This is a genomic window from Streptomyces sp. NPDC044064 (assembly GCF_056434245.1).
The window spans coordinates 314,444-327,079 of the sequence record NZ_JBWKFN010000005.1; the positions used below are offsets into that span (position 1 = coordinate 314,444).

At 72.1% G+C, this 12,636-nt stretch carries 9 protein-coding genes; all 9 read right to left on the minus strand.

Features of this window, described 5'->3' with window-relative positions; translation table 11 throughout:
* Window positions 1-10 precede the first annotated feature (10 nt).
* The 9 genes from AC07DS_RS11255 to AC07DS_RS11295 all read right to left on the minus strand — a co-directional run bounded on the left by AC07DS_RS11255 (window position 11) and on the right by AC07DS_RS11295 (window position 12,578).
* Window positions 11-1,021, minus strand: a complete 1,011-nt coding sequence (locus AC07DS_RS11255) for a DNA polymerase Y family protein (protein ID WP_479144183.1) — start codon at window positions 1,019-1,021, stop codon at window positions 11-13.
* A complete protein-coding gene (locus tag AC07DS_RS11260; protein WP_479144184.1) occupies window positions 1,018-4,458 on the minus strand; it encodes a DNA polymerase III subunit alpha in 3,441 nt (1,146 codons plus the stop codon). The genes AC07DS_RS11255 and AC07DS_RS11260 overlap by 4 nt, the downstream gene beginning before the upstream one ends.
* Window positions 4,459-4,676: 218 nt before the next feature.
* Window positions 4,677-5,759, minus strand: coding sequence for a S1 family peptidase (locus AC07DS_RS11265; RefSeq protein WP_479144185.1), 1,083 nt, complete (start codon window positions 5,757-5,759; stop codon window positions 4,677-4,679).
* A 346-nt stretch (window positions 5,760-6,105) separates the two neighbouring features.
* A complete protein-coding gene (locus AC07DS_RS11270; protein WP_479144186.1) occupies window positions 6,106-7,005 on the minus strand; it encodes a S1 family peptidase in 900 nt (299 codons plus the stop codon).
* A 201-nt stretch (window positions 7,006-7,206) separates the two neighbouring features.
* A complete protein-coding gene (locus AC07DS_RS11275) occupies window positions 7,207-7,989 on the minus strand; it encodes a DUF1684 domain-containing protein (protein ID WP_479144187.1) in 783 nt (260 codons plus the stop codon).
* 14 nt (window positions 7,990-8,003) lie between these two features.
* Window positions 8,004-9,194, minus strand: coding sequence for an LLM class flavin-dependent oxidoreductase (locus AC07DS_RS11280; RefSeq protein WP_479144188.1), 1,191 nt, complete (start codon window positions 9,192-9,194; stop codon window positions 8,004-8,006).
* Window positions 9,195-9,205: 11 nt separating this feature from the next.
* Window positions 9,206-9,967: an amino acid ABC transporter ATP-binding protein gene (locus tag AC07DS_RS11285; RefSeq protein WP_479144189.1), complete on the minus strand. Its 762-nt coding sequence runs from the start codon at window positions 9,965-9,967 to the stop codon at window positions 9,206-9,208.
* Window positions 9,964-11,724 carry an FAD/NAD(P)-binding protein gene (locus AC07DS_RS11290; protein WP_479144190.1) on the minus strand — a complete coding sequence of 587 codons (1,761 nt, stop codon included), beginning with the start codon at window positions 11,722-11,724 and terminating at the stop codon, window positions 9,964-9,966. Before AC07DS_RS11290 ends, AC07DS_RS11285 begins: the two co-directional genes overlap by 4 nt.
* On the minus strand, window positions 11,721-12,578 hold the full coding sequence (locus AC07DS_RS11295) for an amino acid ABC transporter permease (protein ID WP_479144191.1): 858 nt from the start codon (window positions 12,576-12,578) through the stop codon (window positions 11,721-11,723). The genes AC07DS_RS11290 and AC07DS_RS11295 overlap by 4 nt, the downstream gene beginning before the upstream one ends.
* Window positions 12,579-12,636 lie beyond the last annotated feature (58 nt).

The following is a 12,636-nucleotide window of genomic DNA, read 5'->3' on the forward strand; positions in this document are numbered from 1 at the left end:
GCAGGGGTGTTTACGCCGCCAGCGCCCCCGGCATCACGGCCCGTGGCCCGAACTTCGCCCGGGCCCGGTCCGCGACCTCCTCGATGCGGCGGACCTTCTCGTCCACGGGGTCGAAGGTGAGCTGGTAGGAGGCCTGGCCGGCGGGGGCCAGACCCTCGGCGCGCAGGGTGAGCGCGCGGACCCGGGCGCGCTGGAGGCCGAGCGCCTCGTACATGCCGTAGGCCGTCCTCGTCAGGGCCGCCGAGTGTGCGGTCGGTTCCTCGAGGGCGCGGCTGCGGGTGGTCGAGGAGCGGTCGGCGTAGCGGACGGTGAGGGTCAGGGTGCGGCAGACCTTGTCCCCCGCACGCAGCCGGGCCCCGAGTTCCTCGGTGGCGGACAGCAGTGCCGTGCGGTGCCGGCCCGCGTCCAGCTCGTCGAGGTCGAAGGAGCGGCCGGCGGCGAGGACGGTGGTCCCCCCGCCGGAGCGAAGCCGGGAGTGGGGCAGGGAGACGGCGTTCGGCGCGACCCGCCCCCGGTCGATGCCGCTCGCCTTCTCGCGCAGCTCGCGCCCCGCCTTCGCGCCGATCAGCCGCTGCAGCGTGGACAGGGGCGCGGCGGCGACCAGCCCCAGCGTGTCCAGGCCGTATTCGCACAGGGTGCGGGCGGTCGCCGTACCGACGCCGGGCAGCACGGACACGGGCCGCCCGGCAAGGAAGTCCGCGACGGCGTCCGGCTCCTCGGGCACGGCGCAGGTCACCCCGGGACGGGCGTCGCGCAGCGCCACGCGGGCCAGCATCGGCCCCGGTCCGGCGCCGATCACGCAGTCGACGCCGTACAGCGCGAGGGCCCGGACCCGGATCACCGAGGCCAGCTCCACGGCGCTGCGCCCGAAGTACCGCTCGGCGCCGCGGAGATCGGCCAGCGCCCCGTCCGGGGGCAGGGCCTCCACGACCGGGGTGAACTCCTCCAGCAGCCCGAGCAGCCCGGGCAGGGCCGCCTCGCACATCGGCGGCAGCTGGAAACGTACGCAGAGGATGGTCATCCCGCACTCCCCGGACTCTGGTGCCACAACTTCCGTACCGCTGAAGGCCCTTGTGGAGCCTCCTGACCCGCGGGCCGCAGGTCGGCCCACGGATGCATCTCGTACCCGGTCGGCAGATGGATCCGGCGGCCGCCCGTCGGGTCCTCCCCGTCCGCGCTCTCCCGAACGGGCTCGGCCAGCCGGGCGGCCACCTCGTCGAGACCGCCCTCGGTGCGCAGTTCGACCAGTTCGGCGAGGTTCCAGGCGGCGGAGCCCACCACGCTCAGACTGCGCGGGCCGCGCCGCTGCACCACCCCGCGCACCAGCAGCAGCCAGGAGTGGAAGACGGTGTGCGCGCAGGCGTCGTGCGAGTCGTCGAAGAAGGCGAGGTCGACCAGGCCCGTGCCGTCGTCCAGCGTGCTGAAGATGACCCGCTTGCCGGACCGGATCGGCGGGGTCTGGGTGGCCGCCTTGGCTCCCGCGACCAGCACCGTCTCCCCGTGCCGGGCCTCGCGCAGCCGACGCGCGGACACCACGCCCAGCTCCTCGAGGAACTCCCGGTGGTCGTCCATCAGATTGCGCGAGGCGTCCATGGACAGCACGCCCAGCTCGGCGCTGAGCCGCTCCGCCGAGGTCAGGTCGGGCAGCCCGGCCGAGGCCGTCTCCCTGCCACCGGCCAGGGGGAGCTGACCGCCGCCCCCGCCCCGGGCACCCCGGTGCAGCTCGGTCAGATGCAGCTGCAGATCCCGCCGGTTGGCGCCGAAGGCGTCCAACGCGCCCACCTGCGCGAGCCGCTGGGCGAGGGGACGGCTCGGCCGCGCCCGCTCCCAGAAGTCGAGCAGCGAGGCGTACGGCTGCGCGTCCGCGATCCGCTTCGCCTCGGCCTCGCCGATGCCGTACACGTCGGAGAGCGCGAGCCGCAGCCCCCACACTCCTGATTCAGACACCAGTTCGATCCTGTGTGCCACGCCGGACACGTTCACGTCCAACGGCAGGATCGGCACCCCGCGCCGCCGCGCGTCCGCCAGCAGCAGCCGCTTCGGATACATCCCGGGATCATGCGTGAGCAGCCCGGCGTAGAAGGCCGCCTGGTGATGGGCCTTCAGCCACGCCGACTGGTACGTCGGCACGGCGAAGGCGACCGCATGCGCCTTGCAGAAGCCGTACGACCCGAACGCCTCGACGATCTCCCAGGTTCGCTGAATCGTTTCCGCGTCATACCCGTTGGCCGCCGCCTGCTGCGCGAACCAGACCCGGATCCGCCCCTGCGACTCCGGGTCGGACAGCCCGCGCCGCACCGCGTCCGCCTCGGCCCGGCCGCAGCCGGTCATGATGTCGACGATGTGGATGATCTGCTCGTGGAAGACGACGACCCCGTACGTCTCCTTCAGCGGCCCCTCCAGATCCGGGTGCGGATACCGGATCGGCGCCCGCCCGTGCCGTGCCTCGACGAACGGCCGCACCATGTCGGCGGCGACCGGCCCCGGCCGGAACAGCGAGATGTCGACGACCAGGTCGTGAAAGGTGGCCGGCTGGAGCCGCCCCACCAGATCCCGCTGCCCGGGCGACTCGATCTGGAAGCACCCCAGGGTCTCGGCGGACCGGATCAGCCGATACGTCGCCGGGTCGCCCCCCGGCACGGCATCGAGATCGATCCGCTCCCCCGTCGCCCGCTCCACCTCGGCGACCGCGTGCGCCATGGCCGACTGCATCCGTACGCCCAGCACGTCCAGCTTGAGCAGCCCGAGGTCCTCCACGTCCTCCTTGTCGAACTGCGACATGGGGAACCCCTCGCCGCTGGTCGGCACGACCGACGTACGGGCGAGCAGCGAGGCATCGGACAGGAGCACCCCGCACGGATGCATGGCGATTCCGCGCGGCAGGGCGTCGAGGGCCTCGACCAGCTCCCACATCCTGCCGTAGTGCGCGCCTTCCCGCTGAAGCTCCCCCGCCAGCCGCTTCAGCTCGGGCAGCTCCTCCAGCGCGGCACGGGCGTCCCGGGCCCGGATGTGCGGGAAGGACTTGGCGATGCGGTCGATGTCGGCGGGGTCCATGGACAGGGCGGCCCCGACATCACGAATCGCGTGCCGCACCCGATAGGTCTCCGGCATGGCGACGGTCGCGACCCGCTCGGTGCCGAACCGGCCGATGATCGCGCGGTAGACCTCCAGCCTGCGTGCCGACTCCACGTCGATGTCGATGTCGGGCAGGGCGAGGCGGCGCTCGGACAGGAAGCGCTCCATCAGCAGCCCGTGCTCGACCGGATCGGCGTGCGCGATCCCGAGCAGATGATTGACGAGGGAACCGGCACCGGACCCGCGGGCGGCCACCCGGATCCCCATGCCCCTCACGTCGTCCACCACTTGGGCGACCGTCAGGAAATAGGAGGCGAAGCCGTGATGGGCGATGACGTCCAGCTCGTCGTGCATCCGCGCCCAGTACTCCCCGCGGTCGGCATAGCCGCGCAGCACCATGCCCGCGGCGGCCCGCGAGGCGAGCGCCCGCTGGGCGGTACGACGCCCGGCACCGACCAGATGCGCCTCGGGGAAATGAATGCTCCCCATGCCGAGGTCGTCCTCGGGATCGACCAGGCACTCGGCGGCCGTGGCCCGGGTCTGCTCCAGCAGCCGGTGAGCGGTGTCGCGCCGGTAGCCGGCCGCCTCCACCACTCGCTCGGCGACCCGCAGCATGGCCTGCGCGTCCTTCAGCCAGGCCTCACCCGAGTCCAGCTCCTTACGAGGATCGATCGGAACCAGCCGACGAGCGGCATCCAGTACGTCGGCGACCGGCCCCTGACCGGGATCGGCGTACCGCACCGCGTTGCTGAGCACGGGCCGGACCTGCTGCTCGGCGGCGAAGCCGACCGTACGGGCGGCCAGCCGCAGAGAGCCGGGCCCCGCACCTTCACGACCGTGCCAGACGGCCTCCAGGCGCAGCGCGTCACCGTAGACCTCACGCCAGGGAACGAGCAGTTTCGCGGCCCGGTCGGGACGCCCCGCGGCAAGGGCGCGCCCCACATCGGAGCCGGGCCCCAGCAGCACACTCAAACCGTCGCCGTGATTGCCGTCCCAGGGCAGCAACGGCGCGCCCTCGCCCTCGTGCGCCGCCGTGACGATCCCGCACAGATCGGCCCAGCCACGGGCACCGTCCCGGGCGAGGAAGGTCACCCGCGCTGCCGACTCGTCGACAAAGGCACCACCGCGCACCGGAGCCCGCCGCCGCTCACGCCGCGCGACCACCGGCTCGCCCACCGCGAGATTCACACCGAACAGCGGACGGACCCCGGCCTTGGCGCACGCCTTGGCGAACCGCACCGCGCCCGCAAGGGTGTCGCGATCGGTGAGGGCGAGAGCGTCCATGCCCCGCTCCGAGGCACGCTCGGCCAGCCGCTCCGGGTGCGAGGCCCCGTACCGCAGGGAGAACCCGGAGACGGTGTGCAGATGCGCGAAGCCCGGCACACGCACCTCCCGCACTCGTGAGCCCCGAACGACTCTCGAACATCTGTTCCCACCCCCACCATACCCTCATTCCCGAACAAGTGTGCGACATCCGTTCGAGCGCCTCTCACCTGCACGGATGCCACCGAGGACCGCACCCGAGCGGGCCGCCGCAGGCACGAGACAGCGAGCCCCGCCCCACACACGGGACGGGACTCGTCGAAGCGGAAGCCGGGGCGTCAGCCGATCTGCGCCCCCGTGGCCGAGAGCGCCTCGGTGACCGGCTGGAAGAAGGTCTGGCCACCGGAGGTGCAGTCACCGCTGCCGCCGGAAGTCAGCCCGATCGCGCTGCTGCCGGAGAACAGCGAGCCACCGCTGTCGCCGGGCTCGGCGCACACATCGGTCTGGATCAGACCGCTGACGGTGCCCTCCGAGTAGTTGACGGTGGCGTTCAGCCCGGTGACCGTGCCGTCGTGCAGCTTGGTGGTCGAGCCGCTCCGGGTGACCTTCATACCGACGGTGGCCTCGGCCGCGCCGGTGATCCGCCGGGCGGACCCGTTGTAGAGGTCGACCTCGCTCGGGTGATCCACGCCCGAGGTGTACTTGACCAGCCCGAAGTCGTTGCCCGGGAAGCTGGACTGCGCGTTCTTGCCGATGACGTTGCCGGAGGAGTCCGACCAGGTGGAGATGGCCTCGGTGCAGTGCCCCGCGGTCAGGAAGTACGGCTGCCCGTCCTTGACCACGTTGAAGCCGAGCGAGCAACGCCCACCCGACCCCGTGATGGCGTCACCACCGGCGATGAAGGCCTTGAACTCACCCTTCGACCGCTTCAGTTCGGCCTTGGCCCCGAGCCCGTCGACGACCTTGCCGAGCTTCGCCCACTCGCCCGCGGACACCGTCCTGTCCGCGGTGACGACGACCTTGTCGGTGACCGGGTCGGTCGCCCACGAGGTGCCGGGAATGGTGGCGTCCTTCTTCAACACCGCCCGGGCACCGTCGAGTTCGGCCAGCGAGTGGGCGACGATTCTGGCCTTGGCGCCGGCCGCCCGGACGGACTTGGCGGCGGTGGCGTCGAGCACGTTGACGACGAGGCTCTTGGTCCGGGCGTCGTAGTAGCTGCCCGCGGCGTCGGACCCGAGGTCCTCGACCAGCGCCGAGGCGAGCTTTCCGGCCGCCGGAACGGACAGAACCCGCGCTTCCGGGGCGGACTTGGCGGGCTCGCTGGCGTTCGCAGTCTGGAAGGTGACACCCGCGGCGACCAGTGCGGCGATTCCCGCGCCGGTCACGACGGCCCGCCGCCCGGGTATGCGTCGGTGCTGCAACTCACGTCCTCCTGTGGGGGGTCGGCCCGGGAGGTTGTGGGGACCTCGAGGGCCGGAAGGCTGGTTGACGGGCGCCCACTCTTCCGAACCGCACAGGGAGCACACAAGGTCGACTTCAGGACGCGCGCACCAAGTGACCGCACGCCCCGGCCGACTTGGGCGCGCGACGGTCACCCCAGGGAATTCGCACTGCAAACACTACGTGCGAGTAACCAGTCGGCGGACAGTGACGGTTGCCCCTGGCCGGAATGCAACCTTCCCCGGACAGGAACGAGCCCCCGCACGCAACCCGCGCGGGGGCTCGCCGAGCCGAAGCCGAAGCCGATCCTCGGCCCTCAATCCTGGATCAGGGAAGGGTCACACCGTAGTAGCTCAGCGCCTCGGTCACCGGCTGGAAGAACGTCGTACCGCCGGAGGTGCAGTTGCCGCTGCCGCCGGAGGTCAGACCGTAGGCCACGCTGCCCGCGTAGAGCGGACCGCCGCTGTCGCCTCCCTCGGCGCAGACCGTGGTCTGGATCAGGCCGTAGACGATGTCACCGCTGCCGTAGTTGACGGTCGCGTTCAGCGCGGTGACCCGCCCGCTGTGCGTACCGGTGGTGGAACCACGCCGGTAGACGGTCGTGCCCACGGACGGGGTGGCCGCACTGCTGATGGTCTGGCTGCCCACGGCACTCGGGTGCGCGATCGAGGAGTTGGTGTAGCGCACCAGCGCGAAGTCGTTGCCCGGGAAGCTGTAGCCGACGTTCGTGCCCAGCGTCGTGGTGTGGCCGGAGTTGCTGTACCAGGTCGAGGCGACCTCACCGCAGTGACCCGCGGTCAGGAAGTAGTACGTGTTGCCGCTGCGCACGTTGAAGCCGAGCGAGCAGCGGTAGGAGCCGCCGTAGATGGCGTCGCCGCCGCTGATCAGCTTGTTGAACTTGCCGGACGTGTGCTTGATGGTCAGCGCGCTCGCGTCGGCGCCGGCCTGCCGCTTGATCTTGGCGATCTCGGCCCTGGAGACCGTGCTGTCGACGGTGACGACGACACGGTTGGTCCTGGCGTCCACCGCCCAGGCCGTGCCGGCGATGTCGGCCTTGAGGACGGAGTCGCTCGCCTTGGTGAGCTGGGTGGCGCTGAACGTGTGGGCGTCGCTGGCGTTCGCGGTGGGGGCGGCGAACGCGGCCGCGGCCAGGAAGCCGGTGGCCACGGCGATCAGCCGGGTCCGTCTTGCGATACCGCTGCGGGGAGTGGTGCGCTTGATCCTCACGTTTCGTTCCCTCCCAGGGGAAGTCGGGGGCCCGCGTGGGGTCGGGGCCCGTGAGGCGCAGCCAGGGACCGGTCCTGGGTTCCGAACACGCATGCCCCTGACAAGCGCTGAGGGGGAGTATTCGGCCGAACGGCCGGTAGGCACAAGGGTGCCTTTCGGCCGTCAACATTTGAACCACCCGTCCACACCACCCCCCTGACGTCAGCTCAGGACGCGCTCCCCCGCCTCGATCGCCACGTCCAGCCGGTTGCCCGGCGGCGGGAAGGGGCAGATGAAGTGATCGGCGAAGGCGCACGGCGGGAGCTGGGCGCGGTTGAAGTCGACCGTGGTACGGCCCTCGGCGTCCGGTGCCTGCGGGAACAGGAACCGGAAGCGGAAGCTGGTGTCGCCGCCGGTGGCGTCGCCGAACACCGCCCACAGCCGGCCGTCGCCCTGCTGCGCGACCTGGAGCGTGAGATCGCTTCCGGCCAGGGTGAAGGCGAGTTCCCCCGCGAGGGCGAGCCCGCGCTCCCGTCCGTCCGCGTTGCCGACCCGCACGGTGCGTGTGTCGTCGTACGGCGTGAAGCGCCCCGGCACCGACCAGCGCGGGTCGTACGGGGTGGCCTCGATGCCCTGGAAGGCGCGGCGGGCCTCGGCGGCGGGATCGTAGACCCGCACCCCCCACACGTCCTCGCGGACCAGCACGACCAGCCGCTTCGCACCCAGCGCGACCCGCGACTCGCCCTCCGGCCCGAGGTCGGCCGCGAGGTGGACCTCCCCGGCGAAGGGCCGGCCGTCCAGGGTCAGCCCGTCGCTCTCGGCGGCGGCGAGCACCACCCCGTCACCATCCGCCACCCACGTCCCGGGAATGTCCGGAAGTCGCCCCTCCGGATGGTCCTCGATCCAGTGCGTGGCGGTCAGCGCGAGCGGCCCATGGGGCGCCGATATCCTCTCCACGCGCTGCTCGTGCCACTGCTTCCATGCGTCCGGTGCGTCGCCGGTCATACGATCCGTTCCTTTCATACGCGCCCGACCGTCCCACGGCGGGTCGGGCAGCCCGAGGTGTGAGCACGGGGTTGTGCCCCGGTATTCCGTGCGTACTGGTCCAGGCCCAGGTGCTCCCGCAGGGTGCTGCCCGGATAGAAGGTGCGGAACAGGCCGCGGTGCTGGAGCAGCGCCACCGTGCCGTTGACCAGCCGCTCCAGGTCACGGCGCGGTTCGACGGGCACGAGGTGGAAGCCGTCGGTGACGTCCGCCGCGTGCCAGGCGGCGATCAGCTCCGCGAGGTCGACGGGACCGCCCCGGTACAGCGGACCCTGCGCGGTGGGCCGGGGCCCGCCTCCGCCGTGCCCGGGCTCGGCCGCGTACTCGCCGTCGCCGAGGTCGACGAGCAGGCTCACCAGGACGCGCAGGGCACCCGGATTCCTGCCGAACTCCTCCGCCTGATCGCGTAGTTGTCTGCGCAAGGCGCCGGCCTGTGCGGGATCGGCGACCCGGACCAGGGCCACGTCGGCGTACCGCGCCGCGGTGGAACGGGCCGGTCCCGCGGTGGCGTCGACCACGAGGGTGGGGTGGCGGCGCTGCGGAGGCCGGGGCAGCTCAGGGTCTCGGCGCCGCATGCCGTCCTCCCCGCTGTCCCACAACCGCTCGACCTCCTCGGCGACTTCGCCCGCCTCCTGCCACAGCAACTCGGCCGGGGCGGCATGCCTTCGCCCGGAGAGGCGGGCCTCGTCCTCCGTGGTGGACACGTCGATCCGCCAACCGGCCCTGCCGCGGCCTGCCCGGTCGAGGGAGGCGAGGGCGGACCGGACCCGGAAGGGCTCGGTGTGCGCGGTGGCGACGGCCGGGACCAGCCCGATCCGCCGGGTGGCGGACGCCACGCGCGACAGCACGGCGAGTGCGTCGGACCCGGGGCACACGTCGGACCCGGGGCTCGCCTCGGGTGCCGGGCGCGCATCGGACCCGGGGCGCACCTCGGGCGCCAGGCGCACATCGGCCCCCGGGCGCACCTCAGGTGCCGAGCGCACATCGAACCCTGGGTATGCGGATGAGTCGTCCAGCGTCACGAAGTCGAGCCCACCGCGCTCGGCGAGCTGCGCCAGCTCTGCACAGGAGGCGGCGTCGAGCGAGCCCCGCTGATCGACGGCGGCGGCGAGATGCAACAGCCCACGCCCGTACCGCCTGCTCACGGCACCGTAACCAATGGCCACCACTCCCTCCCTCACAGCACCTTCGCCAGGAACGCCCGAGTCCGCTCCTCCTGCGGAGCGCCCAGCACCTCGTCCGGCGGCCCGGCCTCGACGACCTTCCCGTCGGCCATGAACACCACCGTGTCGGCGACCTCGCGGGCGAAGGCGATCTCGTGCGTGACGACGATCATCGTGGTGCCCTGGTGCGCCAAGTCCCGGATGACGTCCAGGACTTCACCGACCAGCTCGGGATCCAGCGCCGAGGTCGGCTCGTCGAACAGCAGCAGCTTCGGCTCCAGCGCGAGCGCCCGCGCGATGGCGACCCGCTGCTGCTGACCGCCGGACAGCTGCCGGGGGTAGGCGTCGGCCCTGTCGGCGAGCCCCACCCGCTCCAGCAGCCGGCGTGCCCGCTCCACGGCCTCCTTCCGGGGCCGCTTCAGCGCGGACACCGGTGCCTCGATGACGTTGTCGAGGACGGTGAGGTGCGGAAAAAGGTTGAAGTTCTGGAAGACGAAGCCGATGTGTGTGCGCTGCTTCAGCACCTCGCGCTCGGGCAGTTCGTACAGCTTGTCGCCGCTCTTCCGGTAGCCGATCAGCGAGCCGTCCACGCTGATCGTGCCCCGGTCCACCTTCTCCAGGTGGTTGACGGTGCGCAGCAGTGTGGACTTGCCGGAACCGGAGGGGCCGAGGACGACGGTGACCTCGCCTGCCCGCACCTGCAGGTCGATGCCCTTGAGGACGTCAAGCGAGCCGAAGGCCTTGTGCACCGACCTGATGTCGACCATGACGCTCATCGCGCGAACTCCTTGACAAGTGAGGCACCCAGGAAGGCCAGCGCGGCCCGCGCCGTCGCGTCGTTCTGCCGGAACGCGGGCCCGCCGGTGCGCGGCCGGGTGAAGACGCCGGGCGTGCGGGCGTCGGTGAACGGGCCGAGCGCGAACCGCCGTGGATGCGGCCGGCCGGCCCCGTCGAGGATCCGGCCGTCGGCGGGGTCGACGCGCAGCAGCCCGCCGGGGGTCTCGGCGGCCCCCTCGGCGTGCAGCTCCCGCAGCAGGGTGTCGCGGGCCCGTCCCACGGTCGGCTCGGGCAGCCGGGCCTCCACCAGCGCCCGCGCCTCGACGGAGTGTCCCGGCACGGTGGGACTGGAGGCCCGGAACACCCCGTCCTCGGCGGTGACGGTCATGTCGGCGCCGACGAACCGCAGGATCCCGGCCCGGGACAGGGCGAGCAACTGCCGCAGCCGGGGGCCGGGCGGCCCGGACGCCAGGTAGCTGAAGAAGCCGTGCCACCAGGGACCGATGTTCCCGAGCCGCACCAGTTGCCCGTAGACGGACAGCAGCCCGAGGAAGACTCCCAGGTCGGCGCTGTGCGCCGGATCGTGACGACGGCTCAGGTCACTCTCGACGTAGCCGCGCAGGCCCTCCTGGAACTCCTCGTGCGAGGCGTACCGCACCCCGTCGAGCGGGTGGTCGAGCGCGGCGAGGTCGAGGCGGTCCGCCGGGTCGGGTACGGCGGTGGCGACGAGCGCCGCGGTCTCGGCCGGGTCGGCGGCGGCCGCGTACCTCTCCTCGAAGTCGGCCCAGGTCATCGCCGTACGCTCGGCGTGGGCGGTGAACAGCCGGTGGTAGTGGGCGAAGCCCAGCTCCTTCTCCACCAGTGGCCACACATCGCGCCGGAAGTCGAAGCCGCCCGGCCTGGCCAGCAGCGCCTCGACCTCGGGCGGGCCGAGGAAGCGGGGCAGCGCGGGCCTGGGGCCGGTCCAGTCGTAGCCGATCTTCGCGTGGTACGGCACTCCGCGCCGCGAGCCGACGTAGAGCACCGGCTCACGGCCCGAGGGGACGTAGGTGTCACCCTCGTAGCGCCCGCCCCGCCCCTCGGTGAGCAGCACCATCAGGTCGACGAAGGCCAGTCCGAAGCCGCGTACCAGGACGGGTTCGCCGGCCTTCAGCGGGGACAGGTCGCTGTCGGCGGTGAAGTCGGGCGGCAGGTGGACCAGGCCGTGTTCCCGCGCGTACGCGGCCGGCTCGGCCAGGTCCGGGTCGGGCTCCGAGTCGAGGTGCCCGAGGGCGAGGACGACCAGGTCGGCGAGCAGGGGACGCGGACGGCCCTCCAGCCACACCTGCTGGCGCCCTTCGCGCGAGCCGGACACCCGCAGGGCGCGCCGGGGATGGTGGTGGACGGTGACCCCCGGGGGCAGCTCGGCGACGGCCCGCTCGTACACCCAGCTCAGATAGCTGCCCTGGAGCTGCCGGCCGGCGAAGGTGCGGCCGTCCAGCCGCGCCCATTCGTGCAGGGTGGGCCCCTCCCGCACCGGGCCGGCCATCTGCACCGTCTCGTCGGTGAACATGGTGACGTCCTCGGCGTGCGAGTTCATCCACAGGAGCGGCGACTGGGCCGCGCGCCAGATGCGTCCGCCGCCCGGCGGATGAGGGTCGACCAGATGGATGTCGAGGCCCGGACCGGCGTACAGCTCGGGTGCGTTGGCGGCGATCCGTTCGAGGAGTCCGGTCCCCCGCGGACCGGCTCCGACGATCACCAGCTGCGGCCTCATCGGGCGGACTCCGTCCCGCGCGCGTAGTGCTTCTCGACGTAGTACTGCCCGACGCCGAGGACCGAGGTGACGATGGTGTACCAGAGGGTGGCGACCATCAGCAGCGGGATGACCTGGTAGGTGCGGTGGTAGATCAACTGGGTCGAGAACAGCAGGTCGTTGACGGCGATGACGCTGACGATCGAGGTGCCTTTGAGGGCGCCGATCAGCATGTTCCCGGCGGGCGGCACGATGGAGCGCATGGCCTGCGGCAGCACGATCCGCCGCCGGCGCCGCCACCGGCTCAGGCCGAGCGCCTGGGCGGCCTCGATCTGCCCGCGGTCGACCGAGAGGATGCCGCCCCGGACGACCTCGGCGGCGTAGGCGGCCTCGTGCAGGGTGAGGCCGATCACGGCCACCGCGACCGGGCTGAGCAGGTCGACGGTCTTCACCCCGAGGATCTGCGGGTACAGCGCGCCGATGTTGAACCAGAGCAGCAGCTGCACCAGGATCGGGATCGACCGGAAGAGCCAGACGTATCCCCAACTGACCACCCGTAGAACGGGGTTGGCGGAGAGCCGGAAGCCGGCGAGCAGGGCTCCGAGGGCGAAGCCGAGGACCATGACGACGGCGGTCAGCCACAGGGTGAGCCACAGTCCGCGCAGGACGGAGTCCGAGGTGAAGTAGTCGGCGACGACGTTCCACTGGAACGCCTGGTTGCGCAGCACCGAGTTGACGGCGAGCCCGAGCAGCACCAGGAGGGCGACGGCCGCCGTCCACTGGCCGAGCCGGCGCCGCGGGACGATCGTCAGGGCGTCCGCGGGCCCGGGAATCTCCGGTGCGGCGGGGACTTTGGCGAGGGTGTCGGAAGACATGGGAAGGCTCCGTGACGGTGGGTGCCTTCACACGGGCGCGCCGTGCGGCGCGCTTACG

Coding starts and splice junctions, on each gene's coding strand:
- AC07DS_RS11275 (WP_479144187.1), bottom strand. CDS start 7,989: ATGACCGGCGACGCACCGGACGCATGGAAGCAGTGGCACGAGCAGCGC.
- AC07DS_RS11290 (WP_479144190.1), bottom strand. CDS start 11,724: ATGAGGCCGCAGCTGGTGATCGTCGGAGCCGGTCCGCGGGGGACCGGA.
- AC07DS_RS11295 (WP_479144191.1), bottom strand. CDS start 12,578: ATGTCTTCCGACACCCTCGCCAAAGTCCCCGCCGCACCGGAGATTCCC.
- AC07DS_RS11285 (WP_479144189.1), bottom strand. CDS start 9,967: ATGAGCGTCATGGTCGACATCAGGTCGGTGCACAAGGCCTTCGGCTCG.
- AC07DS_RS11255 (WP_479144183.1), bottom strand. CDS start 1,021: ATGACCATCCTCTGCGTACGTTTCCAGCTGCCGCCGATGTGCGAGGCG.